The following is a 24,624-nucleotide window of genomic DNA, read 5'->3' on the forward strand; positions in this document are numbered from 1 at the left end:
CGTTTTCGGGGTGTTTGAGGAGAAAAAACAGTATGAAAAGCAATAAACTCGCATTGTCCCTGATCGCCGTAGCAATGGCTGGTTCATGTGGACTGACGCTAGCGGATACCGTAGTTAAACTGGGCTTTGGTTCTCCATTGACTGGCCCACAAGCTCACTACGGCAAAGACAACCTGAACGGTGTTCAACTGGCTGTTGACGAATTGAATGCTAAAGGTCTGGTAATCGGTGGTCAAAAAGTAAAATTCGAAGTACTGGCAGAAGATGACCAGGCTGACCCACGTACCGGTACTCAGGTTGCACAGAAACTGGTTGACCAGAAAGTTAACGCCATCATTGGTCACTTTAACTCTGGCGTGACCATTCCTGCTTCCAAACTGTACGCTGATGCAGGTATTCCTGAGCTGGCTGTTGCTACCAACCCGCAATACCTGAAGCAAGGCTTCAAGTCTGCATTCCGTCTGGTTGGTAACGATGCTTTCCTGGGTAAAATTCTGGGTGAGTTCGCTGTTAAAACCCTGAAAGCCAAGAGCATTGTCGTTGTTGACGACCGTACCGCTTACGGCCAGGGCCTGGCAGACGAATTCGAAAAAGCTGTTAAAGCCAACGGCGGTAAAGTTGCTCGTCACGAATTCACCACTGACAAATCTACAGACTTTACTTCTATCCTGACCTCTATCAAAGGCAACAAGCCTGAAGTATTGTTCTACGGTGGTGCAGATGCACAAGCCGCACCAATGGCCAAGCAAATGCAAGCCTTGGGCATGAACGCCAAGATCATGGGTGGCGATATGCTGAATACCGACAAGTTCATTGAACTGGCCGGTGGCAAGCCTGCTGAAGGTCACTTTGCAGCTGTTGCTGGTGCGCCAGTAGACAAACAGCCAGGCGGCCCTGCATTCGAGAAGAAATACAAAGACAAGTACAAACAAGACATCGTTCTGTTTGCACCGCAGTTCTACGATGCCGTCTACCTGGTTGCAGAAGCCATGAAGAAAGCTAACAGTGTTGAGCCAGCAAAATACCTGCCAGCACTGCAAAAGATTTCTTACAAAGGCGTTTCAGGTACGTTCCAGTTTGATGCAAACGGCGAACCTAAAAATGCACCTGTTACCATTTACAATGTAAAAGGTGGCAAGTGGGACGTAGTAACTGTTAAGTAATCAGTGTTGCGAGGGAGCGTAATCTCCCTCTTGCCTGAATAACAAATGGGGCCGGATTTTCCGGCCCCATTTGTTTGTATTTTCACCCGCGGTGGCGGGTGGAGATCCGGTTAGGTGTGCATACATCTGCCATCAGGATTGCCGGGTTGTCACAATCGGCCCTGTCAAACCATCCATGCCCAGAGACTTCAGCATGAGCCATTCAGACTGGGTTTCGACACGTTCTGCAATGGTAGCAATACCCACGCTCTTGGCAATGACACAGATGGCTTTCAGCAAGTTCTGGTTACCGGCGTGCTGATCGATATTGCGAATAAAGCTGCCATCCACTTTCAGGTAGTCCAGACCTATCTCGTGGAGCATCGGAATACTGTTGAAATGCCGGCCAAAGTGTTCAATCCCCAGCTTGCATCCCAGCGGACGGATTTTGCTGCTCAGATTGGCAAGCGCCTGCAATTCGCTCTGGTAGCCTAACGTATTGACTTCAAACCATAATTGCTTGACCAATCTGGCATTCTGGTTCAATAGCACAAGCAACTGATCACAGAAATCTGGCTGGAGAATGGATTCAGCTGCAATATTGATGGCAACCGCCCCATGCTGTTGCTCCAGCATGGAGATGCCAAGACGTACTGTTTCCAGATCCAGCTGAGGAATCAGGCCGGCACGGCTGGCATGTGGCATGAACGTACCTGCTGCCCAAAGCTGGCTGGTGTCTTTGTCCTTCAGCCGCAACATCAGTTCCTGATGCAAGGCATGTCCCTCAATATCCACCACAGGGAAAGATGCCGTGGCAAAACGATGGGTTTTCAAGCCATCCAGAATATCTTTAACCCAGTCTTTTCCTGCTTCAGAGCTATCGGCAATGGCCACTTTCTCCAGGAAGGCACTGTTCTCGCCAATATCTTTTGCTTTGGCAAGTGCGGTTTCTGTCCGTGCCCACAGGCTTTCTGGCGTTTGCTCATGTGCGTAAATGGTTGCACCCAGATGGGCTACATTCGATTGTGGTGCAAAGCCTTGCCGATACAGTTCTTCGAGCGATTTGATCAACTGGCTGGCCAGTGCCATGCCCTCCTGCTCGGTTGTGCCTGGCAGCAAAATGGCGAAATCCGGGCCCGTCAGGCGTGCAGTAATGTAGTTATTGCCAGCTCCGGTTGCAGACTGGATCTTTTGCCCCACACGCTTGATCAGTTCATCTGTTTTGGTACGTCCCAACTGCTGGTTGGTTGTCGCCAGGTCAAACAGGCGAACCAGAAGCAACATGCCACTGTCCGGCACATCATCATCGTTCAGCGCGCTGATCAGACGGTTATCAAAGTGGTTTTTATTGGCTAGTGACGTCAGGGCGTCCTGACTGACTTCGTTACGCAGTTGCTGGATACGTGCAGCCTGTTCCTGCAACATGGCTTTTACCCTGAGCACCATGGCATTCATGGCTTTTGCCAGACTGCGCAGTTCAGGTGTTTTGGGTTCGTCTATCGTTACAAAGCGGTATTCGCAAATGCCATTGGCTTGATCCACCACACTGGCCATGGGCTTGCGGATTCTCCGGATCACCACTGAACCCAGAATGCCACTAAAGCAACCGGCGGCCAGAATCCAGGCAAACAGCTTGATGGAGCCTTCCCATAGCGACTGATAGGCAAAGCGGGTGTGGGCCACGATGGTGACTGTGCCGGCCTGCATCCAGCCATCAGACACCTGTGCAGTGGCCGGACTGGTCACAATCGGAAACAGGCTGACAAACCATTCCGGTACTTTGTCAGGCGGTGTCGTGTTGATCCGCTCAACAATGACCTTGCCTTTTGTGTCCGTATAGCGGATCAGGCTAAAGTGCCCATTGTCAAACAGTGCGCTGACCATCAGTTCACTGGTGGCCAGGTCTTTCTTTTGTTGGGACATGGACAGCGCAAGTGAAGCCGCACTGTCTGTGCTTTGGGTAAACAACTGTTGCTCAAGATAACCCTTGGCCGTGACGATACTCACCACGAAACTGCCAGCAAAGGCAATCAGTGCCGACAACATTACAGTGAGCCATATCTGTCTGAACAGCGACATAGTACCTCCTAATCAAAACCTTCTGCCTGCATGCGCAGTAGCAGATCTTTCCAGCGTGACAACCTGTCAACCGAATTGGATGCCGGGGCAGTTGAACCTGCTGCCCAGATACCATCACTGTTAAAACTGAAGATAGGTGCCAGGTCAGGCCTGCGGCTTGCAGGGCGAATGTCAGAAATCAGATTATCCAGAACCAGCGGTTCAGATTCTGGCGTCGCATAATAAGCCAGTACCATGTGCGCCTGAGTGATGGTACTGCTTGGCCCACCTATTTTGGCCCGTACATAAGTCAGTCTCAGTTTTTGGATCGGAACTCCGATCTCTTTGAGACTAAAATATTTTGCAATCACAAAATCTTCGCAGTCTCCGGCATCCTTGCCTATAATTTCCAGAGGGGTCGCCCAATAGTCGGCTTTCCCCCAGACGACCTGATCATCGCTAAATGTAATTTTCCGGTTAAAGAACTCATTGATCTGTTTTAGCTTGTCAGGTTCTGGCACAGTTTTGGTGTCATTCAGCAATGTCTTCCAGTCTTGCAGTAACCGGACATTCGATGCGCCAAATTTCTGTATCAGGGTTTTTTGCAAACGATCAAAGTCAAACCCGAATGCAAGACTAACCGTCAATAGTATTAACACTATTGCCGAGCCCGCTTTTAATAGCCTGTTTGCTAACAGGCCACTGGGTTTGATGTCGAAGGACATATCAAATTGGCGCTTTGAAATTAAGAATTTCTTTTCATTTTATTTGCTTCAAATTGTGTACAAATTCAGTTCACAAAAATTGACAAATGATATTGGTATGATCAGTATAATGTATTATTGCCTATAAAACTTCAAATTGCCACGCGTGCTTTTTAATCATGCAATGGGAGATAAACAAATGTTTAAAATGAAGCCCTTATCATTTGCCATGTTATTGCTGGCACTTGGTTCATACTCTGTAAATGCAAAACCTGTCTCCAGCCTGAAAGAAGCCGCAGAGGCAGCTGTACTGAACAATCCTGAAGTGCTGGCCAAATGGCATGACTATAGCGCTTCTGTTGAAGAGCAAGGTGTTGCCAGAAGCGGCTACTTTCCTAAAGTCGATTTGACCCTGTCTACCGGGCGTGAGCATCTGGAAACCCCGACTACGCCAGCAACTTCCTATAATCGCAATGGCGGAACCATTACACTGCGCCAAATGATTTTTGATGGCCTGTTTACGCCAAATCAGGTTAAGCAGCTGGGTTACGTCAAGCTGGCTAAATATTATGACCTGCTATCCACAACTGATGATACCGTTCTGGAAGTGACTCGCGCTTATCTTGACGTATTGCGTTACAGAAAGCTGGTTGAGCTTGCAAAAGACAACTACGCCATTCATAAAGGCATTTTTGGCCAGATTGAAGACCGTGTAAAAGCTGGTGTTGGCCGTCGTGTTGACTTGGAACAAGCGTCAGGCCGTATGGCATTGGCCGAATCTAACTGGCTGACCGATGCCTCCAACCTGCATGACGTGACTGCACGTTTCCAGCGCTTGGTCGGTGAACTGCCTGCAGACAATCTTGCCGATGCGTCCTCTCTGACCGAGAAATTGCCAAAAGCCGATGACGTGCTGCAAACTGCACTGAACAAAAACCCGGCTTTCCTGTCTGCAGTTGCCAATATTCGTGCTGCACGTGCGGATCTGGAGGTCAGAAAAGCCAATAACTTGCCGACGCTGGAGTTCCGTGCCAGCCGCGAGTTGTATCACAACACAGATGGTGTTTCCGGCGCTCACAAACGCAGCGTGGTTGAGCTGGTATTGAACTACAACCTGTTCAATGGTGGCGGTGACTCTGCACGCGCACGCCAGTTTGCTGAACGTGTAAACACCACGCTGGATCTGCGTGACAAAGCTTGTCGTGACATCCGCCAGACCGTGTCCATTGCCTGGAATGATGTGTCAAAACTGAAAGAGCAGCTTAACTATCTGGAACAGCATCAACTCTCTACAGAGAAAGCACGTGATGCCTACCGCAAACAGTTTGATATCGGACAGCGTACCTTGCTGGACTTGCTGGATACCGAGAACGAACTGTTTGATGCACGTCGCGCGCTGTCCAATGCCGAGTTTGATTATCAGCTGGCCCAGGCCCGTGTTCTGGCGACTAACAGCGCATTGGTACCAGCACTTAATCTGACCCCGGTTGACCGTGCCGCTCCTGACGAACTGGGCAAAGATGCTTCAAATGATGATGATCGTGCGACATGTGGCGACATGATGCCAGCACCGGGTTCTATTGATACCAATTCAGTAGCTGTGCCAAAATATACTGCCTCAACCTCTGCTGATGGCAGCTAATGGCTGAAGTCATCATGTACTAGCCTTACCCGGTACTTAGATGGTGTTTCTGTATCGGGCAAGTGAAGTGCAGACGACATAAAAAAACCGCGCATTACATGCGCGGTTTTTTTATGTCGGTAAATAACTGAATTGTTTGTCAGTTATTAGGACGGATATATTAAATACTTATAAATGAATGGGGTAACCAATTATTCATCCGCTAAAGCGGTTTGAGCCCTCTGGCCAGATACAAATGATGCAACAGGATTACCGCTATTCACCTATCGTCTGGACATTTACTGACAGAGCTTTGTTGTTGAGCTGCTGCATTGAGTCATTAGGAGGTTTTGTTATCGCTGATACTTCGCAACCGCTCTGTTATGCGCCTCCAGGGTATCTGAAAAGACAGAGCTGCCATCACCTCTTGCCACAAAATACAAAGCCTTGCTGTCGGCCGGATGTAACGCCGCATGAATGGATTCCAGGCTCGGAATCGCAATCGGGGAAGGTGGCAAGCCGGCACGGGTATAGGTATTGTAAGGTGTGTCAGTTTGCAGATGTGCTTTGGTCAGGTTGCCATTAAACTGGCTGCCCAGGCCGTAAATGACGCTAGGATCCGTTTGCAACCTCATGCCAATCTTGAGCCGGTTGTTGAATACGGCTGAAATCATGGGGCGGTCACTGGCAACGCCTGTTTCTTTCTCAATGAGAGAAGCGAGCGTTAGCGCTTCATAAGGTGTCTTGACGGGTAGATTATCCGCTTTGGCTGACCATTCTTGCTGTAGCAGCTTTTGCATTTCACCGTAGGCACGTTTTAATACACTGGAGGCTTTGCTCCCTTTGGCAAAGTGGTATGTATCAGGAAAGAAAATTCCCTCTGCATTCACCTCTGCTGGAATACCTAATATCGATGCCAGGTGGCCGGGTGCCAGATCGCCCAGATCATTTTGCAGGTCTGGATGCTTTTGAATTGACTGAAGAATTTGCGACAGTGTCCAGCCTTCAATCAGCGTAATGCTGGATTCGGTCACATCACCGCTAGTCAGCTTTTCCAGTAATTGCAAGGGGGAAGGGGCAGTGCTCAGGGCATAGCTACCTGCTTTAATCTGTTTGGATTGTCCGCTAAGACGAACGAGGAGGGTAAAGCGCCATGCATCCGGCAAGATGCCTTGCTGGGTGAGCTGCTCGGAGATGCTCCGTACGCTACTCCCGGCAGTAATGGTGAATTCCGATGTTTTGGTGTCTATCTCTAGCGGTGTCGTGAGATAGGTGTAGGTGCTAATACCCATAATGACTGCAACCAGAACCAGAATGGCTGCCAGTCGGCTTAACAAACGACTCATCCGCGTAATACCTCTAACAGGTCGCTCTCAAGGTTGAGCATGGTTTTAGCATCGCCAAGTGCGCCACCGGCAATCAGGAACGTATCTTCAACACGCTCACCGAGCGTGGCAATTCTGGCGGAATAGACGCTGACGTGGTAACTGGCCAACAGGGCGGCCAACCGGGACAACAGGCCTGGCCGGTCACCCGCGATAACACTCATGACATAGTAGTTGCCTCTGTCATCCGGGCGGATGTGTACCTGAGGCTCAATCGGGAAGTGTCGAAGAGCACGACTCAACCTGCCGGCGGAAGGTGGTTTGACCGGTGTCTGCTCGGTCAGTGTCTTGGTCAGGTCGTATTCCAGCAGGCTGATCAGATCACGATAATGTTCAACCGTTTCTTCTGGTGGCAATACCCTGAACGTATCAAGCGCATACCCGTGTTTGGTGGTAAAAATCTTGGCGTTCACAATGTTGAAGCGGCTTTTCTCGAACTGGGCACAAATGCGGGCAAAGAGATCCTGCTGATCAGGCATATAGATCATGACCTGCAGGCCTTCACCGCTATTATCCAGTCTGACCTTGACGACGGGGGTTGGCGTTTCTGTCCGGAAAAACAGGGTACGTGCGTGCCAGGCAATTTCCTGGGCATCATGGCGCAAGAAATAAACCGTATTCAGTTGCGACCACAGCTTCTGCGGCTTTTCATCATCAATCGCATACAGGCGAATCAGCCCCAGTGCTTCCTGCTGTCGTTCCTCGATGTAGTTTGGAACCGTATCTTCATCGTTACCGAGCCGGCGTCTGGCCGTCTGGAAAAGGTCTTCCAGCAGTTTGCCTTTCCAGCCGTTCCAGACCTTGGGACTGGTGCCACGAATATCTGCCACGGTCAGCAAATACAGGGCGGTCAGACGCCGCTCGGTTGCGACCATACGTGCAAAAGCTGCAACCACTTCAGGATCGGTAGTATCTTGCTTCTGTGCAATCTGGGACATGGTCAGGTGGTGTTCAACCAGCCAGGATGCAAGGTCGCAATCTTCTTCGGACAAACCATGCTGCTTGGCAAAGCGGTATGCATCACTCTTGCCCAGCTGGGAGTGGTCTCCCCCTCGGCCTTTGGCAATGTCATGAAACAAACCGGCTACATAAAGTACTTCTGGCTGTTCAAAGTCCAGCATCAACCGGCTGCAAAACGGATATTCATGGTTAAAGTCGGGAATTGCAAACCTGCGCAGGTTCCTGACGACCATCAGAATGTGTTCGTCCACCGTGTACACGTGAAACAGGTCATGCTGCATCTGACCAACAATACGACCAAATGCAGGAATGTATTTCCCCAGGATGCCTAACTGGTTCATTTGGCGCAAGACGGTAGTCTGACCGCGTGGTGCTGCCATGATTTCGATGAACTGTTCCCTGTTTAGCGGATCACGCCGGAACCCGTGGTTGATCTTGCCCCTGGCGTGCCACAAGGCACGTAACAGTTCACTGGACCATCCTTGCAGTTCTGGATGGATCTGGTACAGGTAAAACGCTTCCAGAATGGCATTGGGCTGCTGGTCAAAAAGATTGGGGTCTCTTAGGGTCAGCATGTTTTCAGATACTGCAAAGCGGGCGTTGATCGCCAGGCTTTCTACGGTATGGGGCGTGAAAATATGACTTTTCAGGCTTTGAAGCAGCATCTGGTTCAGCTGGCGTACCGTGCGGGCTGCACGGTAGTACGCTTGCATCAATTGTTCTGAGGCACGTCTTTTGGGGTGATCTTCCAGCCCGAAGCGTTTGGCCAGTGTGTTTTGCAGGTCAAAGATCAAGCGGTCTTCCCGCCGGTTCGCCGTTTCATGCAGTGCGATACGGATTGCCTGCAACACACGCTCAGCACGTTTTAATAACCGTACCTCAACGGGCGAGATGAGCCCTGCCTTGGCCAGTTGATCCCAGTTATCACCGAAGCCACAAGCGTGCGCAACCCAAGTCAGCACATGCAGGTCTCTCAGGCCTCCCGGACTCTCTTTGACATTGGGCTCAAGGTTGTTAGAAACACCAAAGTACCGCGCGTGCCGTTGCTGCTGCTCCAGTAGCTTGGCTTCAAAGAAGCCTTTTGCATCAAAATGTGTTTTTTGTATGTCGAGGAATCGGGTGAAGCGTGATTTGCTGCCTTCTAACAGCCTTGCTTCGGACAGGCTGGTCTGAATGGTGATATCAACCGCAGCTTCGTCCAGGCATTCTTGTTCGGTACGAACGCTATGACCGACTTCCAGGCCGATATCCCATAGCAGATGGACAAATTGCTCAATCCGGTTGGCATCCGCTTCTTCCAGTGCGGATGGCACCAGAATCAGCAGGTCAATATCAGAGTATGGATAAAGCTGTCCACGGCCATAGCCACCCACAGCCACCAGTAGCGTATCGTCAGAAAAACCGCCCCTGTGCCAGAGTTCGCCCAGCAACGCGTCAATCAGTTCGCTATGTGCTTCCAGTACCTCTTGAGGTTTCTCGTTGGGCTGAAACTTCTCTCGAAGTGAGAGGCGTGACTGGCGTAACCAGTCACGCAACCCGGCCGTTTCAAGCGGTAGCACATTCTCTGGCATGGTGGCGTATACCCCGAGGTCAGGCTGCTTTGATAAAACCTGGAGGAGGGGGGGTGCCTTCAGATTGCGTCAGAATTTCATAGCCGGTAGGTGTCACCAGAATGGTGTGTTCCCATTGTGCTGACAAGCTATGGTCTTTGGTAACGATGGTCCAGCCATCGTTCAGGGATTTGATTTCTTTTTTACCCGCATTGATCATGGGTTCAATGGTAAAAATCATACCAGCTTCGAGCACAACACCGGTACCCGCTTTGCCATAATGCAAGACTTGAGGGTCTTCGTGGAATTTCTTGCCAATGCCATGGCCGCAGAACTCGCGCACAACAGAGAATCCATGACCTTCTGCAAATTTCTGGATGGCTGCGCCAATGTCGCCCAGGGTGGCACCCGGTTTGACTTTGTCGATACCGATCCACATGCTTTCATAGGTGATTTCACACAGACGCTTCGCAAGGACGGACGGGGTGCCTAGCATGAACATGCGGCTGGTATCGCCGTGGTAACCATCTTTAATCACGGTAATGTCCAGATTGACAATATCACCGTTTTTCAGCACTTTGGGGCCGGGTACGCCGTGACACACCTGATGGTTGATGGAAGTGCAAATGGATTTCGGGTAGGGCGTATGCCCGCCCGGCGCGTAGTTGAGCGGGGCAGGGATGGTATTTTGTACATTTACCATGTAGTCATGGCAAAGGCGGTCAAGTTCTTCTGTTGTGACACCCGGTACAACAAACGGTGTTATGTAATCCAGAACCTCTGCAGCCAATCGGCCTGCAATACGCATTTTTTCAATATCAAATTCGTTTTTTAGGGTAATGCCCATAAGATGTATTCAAGCCGTATAGTAGTTAGCACGAGAACAGCAGGTCGAATGACAAATGACCGTATACCTGAGAGTTTGCCACGAAGAGAGCAGATGAGAAAGGGTTTTATTTGTGGCGTAGTGTTTGGTGGCTCCCCGACCTGGGCTCGAACCAGGGACCTGCGGATTAACAGTCCGTCGCTCTACCGACTGAGCTATCAGGGAACAAGAGAAGCAAGATAATAAAGATGTTACGACTTAAGATCAAGCCCCTTGGTGAAAAAAATGTGTTTCAAACCTTGTAGGGTCGCATAAATGCCTATTTTTTGGGCATAAAGCTCAGTTGGCATCCGTTTGCCTAGTGCTTCCCGGAACGCCAGATGGAAAAGATGATCCACATGCTGTTGAGTACCGCCATGATGAACGCCAGAAAACCGAGTGTTTTCGGGCCTCCCGGTACCGTCATGGCAATGGATGAGCCGATGATCAGTGCTGCAGTAACAATGCCGAGGGTAAGTCGGTTGGCACTTTTATCCAGCTGGTGTCCAAAGCTGTCCAGCCTTTTCAGATCAAGGTCAATTTTGACATTGCCACGGCGGACATCCTTCAAAAGCCGTGCCACGTCTTTCGGCAGTCCGGACAGCAGGTTGATGGTTTCTCTCAGGCCATGTTTGCCTTTTTGCCATAATGCTTCTGGCCTGTAGCGCTCCAGAATCACTTGTTTGACGTAAGGCGTCAGGTGTTCCACCATCCTGAAGTCCGGGTCAAGCTGCCTGCCAAGGCCTTCTAACGTGATGAGCGCCTTAAATAGCAGAGTCATGTCGGCAGGAAGTGCAATGCCGTGCTCGCGCATGATGGTGATAATGTCGTTTAGCAGCGCGGTAATGCGAATATCCTTGAGCGCAATATGCTCATAGTTAAAGATGAATTCGTTGATATCCGCAGCCAGCTGATCATCATCTACCCCACCGCCATCAACCCATTCTTGCAATACATCTGCAATGGCATAGGCGTCACGCCCTGCCAGAGACGCCAGCAGGTTGACGACCTGGTCGCGCCGGGTTTTGGATAGCCAGCCAACCATGCCAAAGTCGATAAAGGCAATCTGGTTATCCGGCAAATAGAAGACGTTGCCCGGATGCGGGTCGGCGTGAAAATAGCCATCGATCAGAATCATTTTCAGTACCGCATCTGCTCCGCGTGAGGCAAGCACCTGACGACTCAAACCATTGATTTCGATTTCTGCAATCTTATTCCCAGGGATGCCCTGGATCAGTTCTTGGACATTGACGGTTTCACTGGTAAGCGACCAATAAACAGCAGGTACATTGATAGTATTGTCATGTGTGAAGTTTTTGGAGAATCGCTCCATGTTGCGGGCTTCGGCAGCAAGGTCCAGTTCTCTGCGCAGGGACTTGGCAAATTGCTCCACAATCTGCTGTGGCCGATAGCGTCGGGTTTCGGGAAACTCCAGTTCAATGAGCTGAGCCAGATAGCCCAGGATTCTCAGATCGGCATCGATTTTGGGGCGAATGTTCGGGCGCCGGACCTTGACCACCACAGGTGTGCCATCCTGCAGACGGGCAAGGTGTACCTGTGCAATGGAACCGGAGCCGATAGGGTCTGGATTGAACTCGCTGAATACCTCTTCAGGCGGGGCGCCAAAGGCTTTGGTGAGTTCTGGTTTCAGTTTTTCATAAGGAACTGGCGGAACATGACTCTGCAGTTTCTCAAACTCGATGATCCAGTCCATGCCGAACACATCGGCGCGGGTGGCCAGTACCTGCCCCAGTTTGACAAAAGTGGGGCCAAGCTCTTCCAGGGCGCGCCGTAAGCGAACCGGTGCTTCGACAAGCTCTTCTTCTGTTTTTGTGGGGATGTGCAGAATCTGGCCTGCACGTTCGAGCAAGGAAGTGACTCCCAGTTTTCTTAGAAAGTCACCCATTCCGTAACGGATGAGAATTGTGCTGACTTCCCTTAGGCGGGGAAGGTCGCGCATCGCGCTTAGTGTCTCACGCAGCATGAACATACCCTGACGTTGATTCAGTTAACAGTATGGCATAAGAATGGAACTTCTACGGCAAATTCCTGTTCCAAGAAACTTTTGCGGTCGTGTGCGGCAAGTTGTTGTGTTGACGCCTTTATGTGCAAAATATTGACCATACGGTGCACGCGGCCTTTACAGACTGATCGATGTCCTTTAAAGTGCTTGCATGAAAAAAAATGTCATTACACTAAGTGCTTGTTTATTATTGGCTTTCGGTACTGCATTGGCGGATGAAGATCCGCTGAGCCAATTGATCTTCAATAAGGTCATGCCTGCCATGCAGCAGGACTCAAGCACAGACGGTAGTTCTACAGAGACGAGTGATAACAAGGCCGGGCAATTAAACTCTGACGAGTTGCTGACTGGTGCACTGTCTCTCATCGGCATCAAATACCGTTTTGGCGGCAATACGCCAGATACAGGGTTTGATTGCAGCGGTTTTGTACGTTATGTGTTCAGCCAGTCGCTAGGCATTGCGTTGCCCCGTAGCGCGGCAGAGATTAGCAACCTTGGCAAGAATGTCAGCCGGGATGAGTTGCAGCCAGGAGACCTGGTCTTTTTCAATACCATGAAGCGTGCTTTTTCCCATGTTGGCATTTATATGGGCAACGGCAAGTTCATTCATTCTCCAAGAACTGGCCAGTCGGTCCAGGTGGTGGATATGCGCGATTCTTACTGGAAAACCCGGTTTAATGGGGCCAGAAGGATTGCATCCATCAAGCAGTAGGCCTGGTTTTCCCGCCCCCGGATTCAGCCTTAATGAAAAAACAAAACCCGCTTTAGGCGGGTTTTGTTTTTTGTGATGAGCAGGTCGAGCAAACGTCCTAGACGGTTTTGTCGAACTCGATCAGTGCATAGGCGGAATGGTTGTGGATCGACTCGAAGTTTTCCGATTCGACCACGTATGCATCAATTCTGGGTTCTGCGTTCAGCTGGGCTGCAACGTCCCTCACCATGTCCTCCACGAACTTTGGATTGTCGTAGGCACGCTCGGTGACAAACTTCTCGTCCGGACGCTTCAACAGGCCGTACAGCTGGCAAGAGGCTTGCGCTTCCACAATGTCGATAATGTCTTCTATCCACACGGTGGTGTTGGTACGAGCACTGACCGTGACATGTGAACGCTGGTTATGGGCACCATAATCAGAGATCTTTTTGGAACAAGGGCACAGGCTGGTGACGGGGACCAGTACCTTGATGGTGAAGTTGAACTCGCCGTTCTTTACTTCGCCGATGAAGGTAACATCGTAATCCAGCAGACTTTCGACGCCTGAAATAGGCGCTTTCTTGTTGACGAAGTACGGGAAGTGCATTTCGATGTAGCCAGACTCGGCTTCCAGCTTCTCTACCATCTCACGCAGCATCGGCTCGAAATTCTCGACAGAAATTTCTCGCTCGCGGCTATTGAGGATTTGCACAAAACGGGACATGTGTGTCCCTTTGAAGTGCTGTGGCAGGTGCACATACATATTGAAGGTGGCAATGCTATGCTGGATACCGCCAGCTTTGTCAGCCAGTTTGACCGGGTGACGGATGGCTTTGATCCCCACTTTATTGATGGCAATATTGCGGGTGTCCAGACTGCTTTGTACATCTTCAATAGGCGCGGAAACGCTGGCGTTCATGACTGTCCTTGTTGAGTATTTTTCTCAAGTATAACGGGTATCAATACTTGAGTAAACTTATCGGGTATTGCTTATTTTACAGTGCCAACTACATGAGCACGATTAAATATTCCTAACGGACTGATAGCTTCAGACTATTAGATGCATTTTGATCCTAAAGATTATCCACTGGCAAGATAAAAGTCTGGATCTGTTCTGCGATACCTTTGGCATCCAGGCCGCATTCGGCAAGCAGCTTGGCATGATCACCATGTTCTACATATTGGTCCGGCAGGCCTAGCAGTAAAACGGCTTTCTGGCGTCTGGATGCGACTAACGCTTCCAGTACAGCGCTGCCTGCACCGCCGGCAATGACGTTTTCTTCAACGGTGACGATGACGTCATGGGTATCGGCAAGCGAGGTGATCAGCTCGATATCCAGTGGTTTGACGAAGCGCATGTTGGCGACAGTGGCATTCAGTGTTTCTGCGGCTTCCAGCGCGGGTGCCACCATACTGCCAAATGCCAGAATGGCCACTTTTTGCCCGTTACGTACAATCTCACCTTTGCCCCATGGCAGTGGTTCCAGATGGGCTTCCGGTGTACGGCCAGGGCCGGTTCCTCTTGGGTAACGAACAGCGGTTGTGCCCTTGTGCAAATAAGCAGTTGTGAGCATCTGCCGGCATTCGGCTTCGTTGCTTGGGGCCAGAATGCTAATTCCCGGGATGCAGCGCATAAAGGAGAGATCAAATGCACCGGCATGGGTAGGGCCGTCCGCACCAACCAGACCTGCGCGGTCAATGGCGAAGGTGACGTCCAGATCTTGTAGTGCGATATCGTGAATCAGCTGGTCATAGGCACGTTGCAAGAACGTGGAGTAAATGGCCACCACCGGTTTTTTGCCTTCGCATGCCAGTCCGGCTGCAAAGGTGAGGGCGTGCTGTTCGGCAATGCCGACATCAAAGTAACGCTCCGGGAAGGCTTGCTCAAAGGCGACCAGCCCAGAACCCTCCCGCATGGCGGGGGTGATACCAACCAGTTGTTCGTCTTGGGCTGCCATGTCGCACAACCAGTCACTGAAGACCTGCGTGTAGGTTTGTTTGGCCGGTGCTTTGCCGCTGGCCAAGCCATTGGCAGGGTCGAACTTGCTGACACCGTGGTAGGCTACCGGATCGTTCTCGGCCAGTTTGTAGCCTTGGCCTTTTTTGGTCACGATATGCAGAAACTGCGGGCCTTTAAGCGCACGAATGTTTTGTAGCGTCGGGATGAGTGCATCCAGATCATGGCCGTCGATCGGGCCGATATAATTAAAACCGAATGCTTCAAACAGCGTAGAAGGGGTAAAGAAGCCTTTGACGTGTTCTTCCCCTTTTCGGGCCAGTTCTTTCAGTGGAGGAGCGACATCCAGCACTTTTCCGGTCGTGTTCTTGAAGGCTGCATAGAATTTGCCGCTCATCAGTTTGGCCAGGTACGAGTTGAGCCCACCCACGTTTGGCGAGATGGACATGTCGTTATCGTTCAGGATGACCAGCAGATCCGTATCCCGGCCGCCTGCATTATTGAGGGCTTCAAACGCCATGCCGGCTGTCATGGCGCCATCACCGATAATGGCAACGGCTTTGCGGTCTTCACCGGACAGCCGGGCAGCTTCTGCCATGCCTTGTGCGGCAGAAATGGAGGTGCTGGAGTGCCCGACACCGAAGGTGTCGTATTCACTTTCTTCCCGCTTGGGGAAGCCGGCCAGGCCATGGCGCTGCCTTAAGGTTGGCATGCGATGTTTACGGCCGGTCAGAATCTTGTGCGGGTAGGTTTGATGGCCCACATCCCATACCAGGCGGTCATACGGCGTCTTGAAGACATAGTGAAGCGCAATGGTTAGCTCCACACAGCCCAGATTGCTGGCAAAGTGCCCGCCTGTCTGGCTGACGGATTCGACAACAAAGTCCCGAAGCTCTTGGGCAAGCTGAGGTAGCTGCTTGCGCGACAGGGCACGGACATCGTCTGGGCTATTGATTTGATCTAACAGGTCGTACATGGGATTGCTCAATATGTGCGCAAGACAATATAGTCTGCAAGTTCTTTTAGTCGCCGGGCTTTGTCACCAAAACCGACCAGCGCGTCATGGGCTTCTGCATGAAGCTCCCGGGCCATTTTCTTGGCATCGCTCAGCCCCATCAGGCTGACATAGGTTGGTTTATCTGCCGCAGCATCTTTACCGGCAGTTTTGCCCAGTGTGGTGCTGTCAGCCTCGACATCCAGAATGTCGTCGACGACCTGGAATGCCAGGCCTATCTTTTGCGCATATTTATCCAGCTGGGCATGCGCGTGCTCGTCTAGTGCCGATTGTGCATCAGGCTCGCAGTGAGCCCCCATACGAACTGCAGCACGGATCAAGGCACCGGTCTTCATGATGTGCATCTGTTCCAGCTCGGGCAGAGTGAGCGGTTTGCCAACGCTGGCAAGGTCAATGGCCTGACCACCCGCCATGCCGGCGGAGCCACTGGCTTCAGCCAGCAGTTTGACTTGCATGATGGACTGCGCGGCCGACAGCGGCAGGCGGGTCAGTAAAATGAAGGCTTGTGTTTGCAGGGCATCGCCCGCCAATAGTGCGGTGGCTTCATCAAACGCAATGTGACAGGTGGGTTTGCCCCGGCGTAATACGTCATTGTCCATGGCGGGCAAGTCATCGTGCACCAGCGAGTATGCGTGGATCATTTCCAGGCTGGCGGCAACGATGCCGACGGTATCGGGCTGACCGTTGACCAGCTCTGCCGCAGCAAATGTCAGCAGCGGGCGTACCCGCTTGCCGCCGCCGAGTGTGGCATAACGCATGGATTCATGCAGGCGTGCGGGGATGTGTTGGGCCGTGGGGAGCTGGTTTCCCAGCACCAGCTCCATGCGGTCTTGCAGTTCTTTCGCCCAGGCGGCGAATGGTAAATCATTCGCTGTCATCGCTGGTTTCCAGAGGCTGTAACTGGTTATCGGTCAGAATTTGCACTTTTTGCTGTGCCTCACTCAGCAGGCCCTGGCAGTACTTGAGCAGTTCGGTACCGCGCCCGTAAGTGCTCAGGGAAGCTTCCAGTGGCAATTGCCCGCTTTCCATTTGCGCGACAATACTTTCCAGCTCTGCCAGTGCTTCTTCAAAACTTTGTGTGCTTTTTGCTTTTGCCATGTCTGGCTCTTTTCTTTATTTCTCTTGGTGTGAAACGTGTATTGCCAATTATTTTGCCTCTAGCAGCGGCTTGAGGTAGTAGCCGGTATGGCTGTCCGGATGGGCTGCGATTTGTTCAGGTGTGCCTTCTGCCAGAATTCTGCCACCACCGGCACCACCTTCAGGCCCCAGGTCAATCAGCCAGTCTGCGGTTTTGATCACGTCCAGATTATGTTCGATAATCACCACGGTATTGCCGTGGTCGCGCAATCTGTGAACTACTTTCAGCAGTAGTTCGATGTCATGAAAGTGAAGGCCTGTGGTTGGTTCGTCCAGAATGTACAGCGTCCGGCCAGTGTCCCGCTTGGACAGTTCGAGTGACAGTTTCACCCGCTGTGCCTCACCGCCCGACAGGGTAGTGGCACTTTGACCAAGCTTGATGTAACCCAAGCCGACATCCAGCAAGGTTTGCAGTTTTCTGGCAATGGTTGGCACGGCGCTGAAGAACTCGGCCGCGCTTTCTACCGTCATTTCCAGTACTTCAAAGATGTTTTTGGTTTTATAGCGAACTTCCAGTGTTTCGCGGTTGTAACGTTTGCCATGGCAAACGTCGCATTCGACATAAACATCCGGCAGGAAGTGCATTTCCACTTTCAGGACGCCATCCCCCTGACACGCCTCACAGCGACCGCCCTTGACGTTAAACGAGAAACGGCCTGGGCCATACCCTCGGGAACGGGCTTCAGGCACGCCTGCAAACAGGTCACGAATAGGGGTAAACAGCCCTGTATAGGTGGCCGGATTGGAGCGTGGCGTACGTCCAATAGGACTTTGATCCACATTAATGACTTTGTCAAAGAAACCCAAGCCTTCGATGTGCTCGTAAGGCGCCGGTTCTTCGTTGCTGCCATACAGGTGACGGGCAACCGCGTGATAGAGCGTGTCGTTGATCAGGGTGGATTTGCCGGAACCGGACACGCCGGTCACACAGGTTAGTAGCCCGACGGGTAATGTCAGTGTTGCGTTTTTCAGGTTGTTACCGGTGGCACCTGTCAGCAGCAGCATTTTCTCCGGGTCTGGACTGATGCGTTTTTCAGGAACCAGAATCCGCTTTTTACCTGACAGGTATTGACCGGTAAGCGAGTTTTCTGCCTGACGAACTTCCTCTGGCGTGCCGGCAACCAGCACATTGCCACCGTGTACGCCCGCGCCCGGGCCGATATCCACGACGTAATCCGCTGCGCGGATGGCATCTTCATCGTGCTCGACGACAATCACGGAGTTGCCCAGGTCTCGCAGGCGCTTGAGCGTGCCCAGCAGGCGGTCATTGTCGCGCTGATGCAGGCCGATGGAAGGCTCATCCAGTACATACATCACGCCGGTCAGACCGGAGCCAATCTGTGAGGCAAGACGAATCCGTTGGGCTTCACCACCAGATAGCGTGTCTGCAGAGCGGTTCAGGTTCAGGTAATCGAGCCCCACATTATTGAGGAAGCCCAGTCGCTCTGAAATTTCCTTGACGATTTTCTCGGCAATGGCTTGTTTCTGGCCTTCAAACATCAGGGTGCTGAAGTGAGCATAAGCTTCACGCAGCGGCAGGCTACTGACTTCATGCAGGTTTTTGCCTGCCACCCGGACATTACGCGCTTCGACACGCAGGCGGGTGCCATGGCATGACGGGCAGGGCTGGTTGTTCTGATATTTGGTTAGTTCTTCGCGCACGGCTGAAGAATCGGTTTCACGGTAGCGGCGTTCCAGATTGGGGATAATCCCTTCAAACGGATGCTCGCGCATGAACATGGTGCCGCGCTCGCTCATGTAGCGGAAGGCGATGCTGGTTTTGCCGGAACCATAGAGCACAATCTGCTGGATGTTTTCTGGCAGCGTCTCGAAGGCGGCATCCACGTCAAAACCGTAATGCGTACCCAGGCTTTCCAGCATCTGGAAATAAAACTGGTTGCGCTTGTCCCAGCCTTTGATGGCGCCAGCGGCCAGACTCAGGTGCGGGAAGGCAACGACGCGTTTGGGGTCAAAAAAGGTAATCTGGCCCAGACCGTCACATTTTGGACAGGCACCCGCCGGATTATTGAACGAGAACAGGCGAGGTTCCAGTTCTGGCAGGCTGTAAGAACAAACCGGGCAGGCAAACTTGGCAGAGAACCAGTGTTCTTTGTCGGAGTCCATTTCGACCGCAATGGCGCGACCATCGGCATGACGCAGGGCGGTTTCGAATGATTCGGCCAGGCGCTGTTTGTGTTCTGCGCTGATTTTCAGGCGGTCAACAACGACTTCTACCGTGTGTTTCTTGTTTTTATCCAGTTTGGGGACGCTGTCGAGATCACAGACTTCGCCATTGACGCGGACCCGGACAAACCCTTGGGCGCGCAGTTCGTCGAACAGTTCGACTTGTTCACCTTTTCGGCCAATGACCACAGGGGCCAGAATCATCAGTTTGGTATCTTCTGGCAGGGCCAGCACATGGTCTACCATCTGCGATACGGTTTGCGAACTGAGTGGCTGGTTGTGTTCAGGGCAGTAAGGGTCTCCCACGCGGGCAAACAGCAAGCGCAGGTAGTCATGAATCTCGGTGACCGTACCAACGGTAGAGCGCGGGTTGTGGCTGGTAGCTTTTTGTTCGATCGAGATGGCGGGTGAGAGGCCTTCAATCAGATCGACATCGGGTTTTTCCATCAGTTGCAGGAACTGGCGGGCATAGGCAGACAGCGATTCTACGTAGCGGCGCTGGCCTTCGGCATAAAGCGTATCAAATGCAAGCGACGATTTGCCTGAGCCAGACAAACCGGTAACCACTACCAGTTGGTGGCGTGGAATATCCAGATTGATGTTTTTCAGGTTGTGCGTACGTGCGCCGCGGATACGTATGTATTCGGTCATGAATTGCCTGTGTAAAGCCCGGAAAGATCAATCCGCTAATATACCGGACTTTGACCTATAACCCAATCGAAACCCGCGAAATTAATGCAGCGCAGCAAGTTTTTTCTTGATCAGCGGCATCAGTTTTATGGCGGCTTGTTCGCCCTCCAGAATGGCCCGGTTTTTACTGTCAAAGTCGTCTGGGGCAATGTCGCCAACGTTGGGGGAAATCAGGATGTCTGCTTCTTTCAGTTCTTGCTCACGCAGGGTTTTGCTCATGATGGAGAGTGACTTGAGCAAGACTTCCTTGGTGGATGTGGCCTGAGATTTGCCTGGCTTGCCGGAGACATCGATGGCAATGGTAAAACCGGCCCCCATCTGTTTGGCGTAGCGGATGGGCACCTGACTGATGACGCCGCCATCGACATAGTCCTCACCATTGATCGTGACGGGCTGGAATACGCCGGGCACACTGCTGGATGCCCGGACGGCCTGGCCTGTGTTGCCACGCTGAAAGAGAACGGATTTGCCTAGCGTCAGGTTGGTGGCTACTGCGCCGAAGGGGAGTTTCAGTTTTTCGATGGGCTGATTGCGAACAGCTTTGTTGACATAGTCCTGCAAGGCCTGACCTTTGACGATGCCCCGATTGGGCAGGCTCCAGTCACTGACATTGGATTCATCCAGTTCAAAGGCCATTTTTTGCAACTCAAAGCCGTTATAACCCGCTGCATACAAAGCCCCGACCACGCTACCGGCACTGGTACCAACCACCATGTCGGGTTTGATGCCATTGGCTTCCAGCATTTTGATCACCCCAACATGGGCGAAGCCTCTGGCTGCGCCACCACCCAGCACCAGGGCAATTTTTACAGGGGCCTTGGGTTTGATGACGGGTTTGGGGGCAACGACTTGTGGCGAGGCCGGGTTTTTGACTGGTGGCGTGCTGCAGGCTGCCAACAAGGCAGCAAAGACTGGCAATAGCAAGCGGCGGATAAACGTAGGTGTCATGTGGATCAATTCAATGGGTAACTGGAGCAGGCCGCAAGCAGATGTCGTCTTACGTGCTCGCGGCGTTTTCAGGGCCGGTGCTCGAGGATGTCGACCTTACAGCCGGCTGGTACCAGATCGAACAAGGTAATCAGGTCTTGGTTCCGCATGCGGATGCAACCGTGCGAGCCGGGCTGAAGGATATCTACACGTTCTGGCGTGCCATGGATATAAATGTATCTTCTTTGGGTATCGACCGTGCCGAAGCGGTTAAAGCCGGGTTCTTCCCCGCAGAGCCACAGGATGCGTGTCAGAATCCAGTCCCTGTTCGGGTGGGCCTGGTCGAGCGCATCGTCAAAAATCTCGCCTGTGGGGCGACGTCCGACGAAAACGGTATTGTCCGGCATGCCTGCACCGATTTTGGCCCGGATACGATGCTTGCCTCTTGGTGTCTGGTAACTGCCCATCTGTTCGCCTGCCCCCTTGGCCGCTGTCGATACCTGAAAACTCCGGATGAGAGTGCCATCTGCAGAGATTAGTTCCAGAACCTGCTCGTCGAGCAGGATCCGGATTGCGACATCTGAGATGGGGCGGGGTATTGGCGTCATGGCTTATTTGGGTAAGCTGGTCTTCAGTTTGGCCCAGTCGGTATTGAGTGCCGGGTAATCTTTGGGATTGATACTCAGGGCCGCCAGGCGCTGCTTCAGACTGGCGACACGCTCTGCCGTATCCGGATGCGAGGAGAACAGATTAACCGTGTTTGCTCTGGTTTCTTTTTGTAGCTTTTCAAACATGCTAACCATGCCTTTGGGCTGAATGTGGTTTTTCAGGAGCAGGTCAAAGCCTTTTTCATCCGCTTCTCTTTCCTGATCGCGTGAAAAACGCAGTTCGCCCAGATCTTTGGCCATTTGGGCAGTCAGGGTACCGCTGTAGTCGCCTAGCGCAAATTCCATCAGGGCTTGCAGGCCAAGACCTTTGACCATGCCTTTCAGGCTGTGACGCTGTTCAACGTGCTGAACTTCGTGTGCCAGTACGCCAGCCAGTTCTTCCGGACTGTCACTGGCTTTGATCAGGCCGGTATTGACGACCACAATCCCACCCGGGACGGCGAACGCATTGATCGTCGGGTCCTGGTTAATGAACCAGCGGTACTGGTAAGTAGAGCCTGCGGTTAGCTGACTGCCGATGGATTCCAGCGCTGCCTGAAGCTGTGGTTGTTCAACCAGTTTGAGACCCGGTTTTTGTGCTTCGAAAATCGACGCACCCAAGGTGGCTTCCTGTTCTGTAGAAATCCGCTCGATGCCCCAATTGGCGATTTTATCGGCCTGCCACCAGAAAATGCCCAGCAGGGCGATGGGCAGCAACACGACCAGTGTGACGATGGTCCAGCCCAGGCGGGACAGCCAGCGACCTTTGCGTTGGCTGGTTTGCAGTTCAGCCAGCTGGTTTTCGAGCCCGATGGGGGGCTTGGCGATCAGTTTTTGCTGGGCGGCGGTATCACTCAGTACCACGCTCCAGTTTGCGCCATCCTGTTTCCAGGTGAAGTGCCATTGTGTCTGGTTAAAGCCGCCTTTGGACAACTTGACGGTGGTCAGTGGCACGGCCTGTCGGACGCCGTCAGCCAGACAGATAACCAGTGAACCCGGTACCAGTTCGACCAGCACGTCTTCCCCCTTGGCTTTGTCAGGTCCAAAGCATTGCGCAACAAAACTGTGGGCAGTCAGGCTGGCGGTGCGACGCATGAAGAATTCCTTTTCTGGTGAACTTGGTAAATGCCGCTTTTGCATTTTCAGGATGGTGGTTGCCGCATCCTGATGAATATGTTGTCTTATGTGTCTTGTACTGCATGGGCATGCACAGACGGCTGATGATTATATGCTTACCAGCCCGTCTGCGCACCGCTTTCTGTCTGGCACTGTGGTTTTATGCCAAAGCGCCGCGAGATGGCGAATAATTAATTATTATCTCCGTCCAGTAACCCGCCCAGCCCGCCTAACAATGAGCCTTCTTCGCGTCCACCGCCACCCTGGGCAAAGCGGGAGGCCGATACAATGCGGTCAGCCATGCGCGACAGTGGCAAGGACTGCAGCCACACACGTCCCGGACCCCGTAAAGTGGCAAAGAACAGGCCTTCGCCGGAGAACAGGGCACTTTTGAGTTTACCGACGTATTCGATATCGAAATCTACGGTAGCCTCCATGGCGACCAGGCAGCCGGTGTCCAGACGTAGTACTTCACCAGGAGCCAGCACTTTCTGGCATACCGTACCGCCCGCGTGGACAAAGGCCATGCCGTCACCGTCCAGTTTTTGCATGATAAAGCCTTCGCCGCCAAAGAAGCCGGCACCCAGTTTGCGCTGGAAGGCAATCCCGAGTGAGACGCCCTTGGCTGCGCACAGGAATGAATCTTTCTGGCAGATCAGGGTACCGCCAACATCGGGCAGGTTGATAGGCACTATATGGCCAGGATAGGGGGCTGCAAATGCAACATGCTTTTTGCCTTGGCCCTGATTGACGAAAACGGTGGTGAACAGAGACTCACCGCTGAGCAGCCGTTTGCCGGCCCCCATGAGTTTGCCGAACAAGCCTTTCTGCTGGTCGGAGCCATCTCCAAAGACCGTGTCCATGGTGATGCCGTCTTCCATGTACATCATGGTGCCGGCTTCACCCACGGCGGCTTCTTGCGGGTCTAGCTCGATTTCGACGTATTGCATATCGTTGCCAACGATTTTGTAATCAATGACATCCATGGCCATGGTGTGAATCTCCCGTAATGCGTTCAATATAAAAACAGATTAACCTTGATGAATCGTTCAAGACGTGTGCTGGGTCAATACCGGTCAACATCTGTCGCCACTTTTGAGGCGCCAGATATGCGTCAATTAGTAACTATATAGGCTGATATGGACATTGCAAGTAGCAGTGCGTTCATTTTCAGTCATTTGGCATGGCGTAAAGCTGTTCGGTCACTGCTGGTAGTCCGTCTGCCAAAGGGCCATGGCCCCGGCGTACCCGGGTGGTGCGGGTAATGGGGTTAGCAGGGTATGGGCTGCTTGTGGCAAAGCTGACTGAAGCACATATTCCCTATCGTCCGTCGGTAGCGTGGCAATTTTGTCCATATGCTGGCTTAAGCCGGTGCCCCATGCTTTCAGTACGGCTTCTTTGCCGGTCCAGATGCGGTAAAAGGTTTCTGCCGTCGGGTATTGTTGAAAACAGGCTTGTTCCGGGGTGGAAAAAAACTGGTCCACAATGCCTTGTAACGAACGCTTGGCATTGCACTTTTCTATATCCACACCAATGTCCATTTGCGAGGATATACCGATCACGCCGTAATCATGGCTATGCGATACATTAAAGTAGAGCGTGCCGTGATCAGGCAGAACCGGTTTGCCCTGATCCGTCAGCATAATACGGATGTCTGCGGCTGGCTCATTCAGATAATGGCTGGCCAGCAAGTGGCGTAAGGCTGCTCTCATGGCAATGAAGGCGTGTCGGGTACCTTGGTGCTTCATGCCGTTGGCGCGTGCTTGCTCAGCAGCCGGTAGCGCGGGTAGTAACAAAGGTACGCAGGGTTCTGCCGCTTGCAAGTCTACCTGCCAGACACGGGCAAGGTGATCCATCGGGGTGGCTAATGCGTGCAGAAGTGGCGATAATAGCGTGTTGTGTGGCATGGTGCTGTAGCGGGTATGTTGACCTGTAGCGTACCGCTAATTGCC

Annotated in this window: 19 protein-coding genes and 1 tRNA gene; 3 read left to right on the forward strand and 17 right to left on the reverse strand. The window is 52.2% G+C overall.

The window, feature by feature from the left end:
* Positions 1-32 precede the first annotated feature (32 nt).
* Entirely contained in the window at positions 33-1,163 is a 1,131-nt protein-coding gene (locus tag F552_RS0109435) for a branched-chain amino acid ABC transporter substrate-binding protein (RefSeq protein WP_018151494.1), read from the forward strand.
* 132 nt (positions 1,164-1,295) lie between these two features.
* Here F552_RS0109435 and F552_RS0109440 read toward each other — a convergent pair whose 3' ends face one another.
* Entirely contained in the window at positions 1,296-3,221 is a 1,926-nt protein-coding gene (locus F552_RS0109440) for a bifunctional diguanylate cyclase/phosphodiesterase (RefSeq protein ID WP_026182566.1), read from the reverse strand.
* 8 nt (positions 3,222-3,229) lie between these two features.
* Positions 3,230-3,925 carry a transglutaminase-like cysteine peptidase gene (locus tag F552_RS0109445; RefSeq protein ID WP_083917466.1) on the reverse strand — a complete coding sequence of 232 codons (696 nt, stop codon included), beginning with the start codon at positions 3,923-3,925 and terminating at the stop codon, positions 3,230-3,232.
* 178 nt (positions 3,926-4,103) lie between these two features.
* Here F552_RS0109445 and F552_RS18985 point away from each other — a divergent pair, with 178 nt between their 5' ends.
* Complete coding sequence (locus F552_RS18985; protein ID WP_018151497.1) at positions 4,104-5,546, forward strand: TolC family outer membrane protein; 1,443 nt, start codon at positions 4,104-4,106, stop codon at positions 5,544-5,546.
* A gap of 332 nt (positions 5,547-5,878) precedes the next feature.
* Here the strand turns inward: F552_RS18985 and mltG are convergent, their stop codons facing one another.
* From mltG to F552_RS0109480, 5 genes are all read right to left on the reverse strand, one after another.
* Positions 5,879-6,871: an endolytic transglycosylase MltG gene (mltG, locus tag F552_RS0109455; protein WP_018151498.1), complete on the reverse strand. Its 993-nt coding sequence runs from the start codon at positions 6,869-6,871 to the stop codon at positions 5,879-5,881.
* Positions 6,868-9,441 (reverse strand): [protein-PII] uridylyltransferase, encoded by a 2,574-nt coding sequence (locus F552_RS0109460; protein WP_018151499.1) that lies wholly within the window; start codon positions 9,439-9,441, stop codon positions 6,868-6,870. Before F552_RS0109460 ends, mltG begins: the two co-directional genes overlap by 4 nt.
* 19 nt (positions 9,442-9,460) lie before the next feature.
* Positions 9,461-10,267, reverse strand: coding sequence for a type I methionyl aminopeptidase (gene map / locus F552_RS0109465; RefSeq protein ID WP_018151500.1), 807 nt, complete (start codon positions 10,265-10,267; stop codon positions 9,461-9,463).
* A 128-nt stretch (positions 10,268-10,395) separates the two neighbouring features.
* Positions 10,396-10,471 (reverse strand) — tRNA-Asn (locus F552_RS0109470).
* Between the two features lie 133 nt (positions 10,472-10,604).
* Entirely contained in the window at positions 10,605-12,155 is a 1,551-nt protein-coding gene (locus F552_RS0109480; RefSeq protein ID WP_245546675.1) for an ABC1 kinase family protein, read from the reverse strand.
* Positions 12,156-12,459: 304 nt separating this feature from the next.
* Between F552_RS0109480 and F552_RS18990 the strand changes: the two genes are divergently transcribed.
* On the forward strand, positions 12,460-13,020 hold the full coding sequence (locus F552_RS18990; protein ID WP_018151502.1) for a C40 family peptidase: 561 nt from the start codon (positions 12,460-12,462) through the stop codon (positions 13,018-13,020).
* Positions 13,021-13,117: 97 nt separating this feature from the next.
* Here the strand turns inward: F552_RS18990 and folE2 are convergent, their stop codons facing one another.
* The 10 genes from folE2 to F552_RS0109540 all read right to left on the reverse strand — a co-directional run bounded on the left by folE2 (position 13,118) and on the right by F552_RS0109540 (position 24,579).
* The gene (gene folE2, locus F552_RS0109490) at positions 13,118-13,918 is read right to left on the reverse strand and encodes a GTP cyclohydrolase FolE2 (RefSeq protein ID WP_018151503.1); all 801 of its coding nucleotides are present in this window, start codon (positions 13,916-13,918) and stop codon (positions 13,118-13,120) included.
* A 154-nt stretch (positions 13,919-14,072) separates the two neighbouring features.
* A complete protein-coding gene (dxs, locus tag F552_RS0109495; RefSeq protein WP_018151504.1) occupies positions 14,073-15,932 on the reverse strand; it encodes a 1-deoxy-D-xylulose-5-phosphate synthase in 1,860 nt (619 codons plus the stop codon).
* A gap of 8 nt (positions 15,933-15,940) precedes the next feature.
* Complete coding sequence (locus F552_RS0109500) at positions 15,941-16,849, reverse strand: polyprenyl synthetase family protein (protein WP_018151505.1); 909 nt, start codon at positions 16,847-16,849, stop codon at positions 15,941-15,943.
* A complete protein-coding gene (locus tag F552_RS0109505) occupies positions 16,836-17,069 on the reverse strand; it encodes an exodeoxyribonuclease VII small subunit (RefSeq protein ID WP_018151506.1) in 234 nt (77 codons plus the stop codon). Before F552_RS0109505 ends, F552_RS0109500 begins: the two co-directional genes overlap by 14 nt.
* 48 nt (positions 17,070-17,117) lie before the next feature.
* Complete coding sequence (gene uvrA, locus F552_RS0109510) at positions 17,118-19,943, reverse strand: excinuclease ABC subunit UvrA (protein ID WP_018151507.1); 2,826 nt, start codon at positions 19,941-19,943, stop codon at positions 17,118-17,120.
* 81 nt (positions 19,944-20,024) lie between these two features.
* Complete coding sequence (locus F552_RS0109515) at positions 20,025-20,930, reverse strand: patatin-like phospholipase family protein (protein ID WP_018151508.1); 906 nt, start codon at positions 20,928-20,930, stop codon at positions 20,025-20,027.
* 68 nt (positions 20,931-20,998) lie between these two features.
* On the reverse strand, positions 20,999-21,517 hold the full coding sequence (locus tag F552_RS0109520) for a L,D-transpeptidase (RefSeq protein WP_018151509.1): 519 nt from the start codon (positions 21,515-21,517) through the stop codon (positions 20,999-21,001).
* Between the two features lie 3 nt (positions 21,518-21,520).
* Positions 21,521-22,651 carry a M48 family metallopeptidase gene (locus F552_RS0109525; protein WP_018151510.1) on the reverse strand — a complete coding sequence of 377 codons (1,131 nt, stop codon included), beginning with the start codon at positions 22,649-22,651 and terminating at the stop codon, positions 21,521-21,523.
* A gap of 212 nt (positions 22,652-22,863) precedes the next feature.
* Positions 22,864-23,664, reverse strand: a complete 801-nt coding sequence (locus F552_RS0109535) for a TIGR00266 family protein (protein WP_018151512.1) — start codon at positions 23,662-23,664, stop codon at positions 22,864-22,866.
* Between the two features lie 210 nt (positions 23,665-23,874).
* Complete coding sequence (locus tag F552_RS0109540; protein ID WP_083917469.1) at positions 23,875-24,579, reverse strand: 4'-phosphopantetheinyl transferase family protein; 705 nt, start codon at positions 24,577-24,579, stop codon at positions 23,875-23,877.
* Positions 24,580-24,624 lie beyond the last annotated feature (45 nt).

This window comes from Leeia oryzae DSM 17879 (genome assembly GCF_000376945.1).
GTDB lineage: Bacteria > Pseudomonadota > Gammaproteobacteria > Burkholderiales > Leeiaceae > Leeia > Leeia oryzae.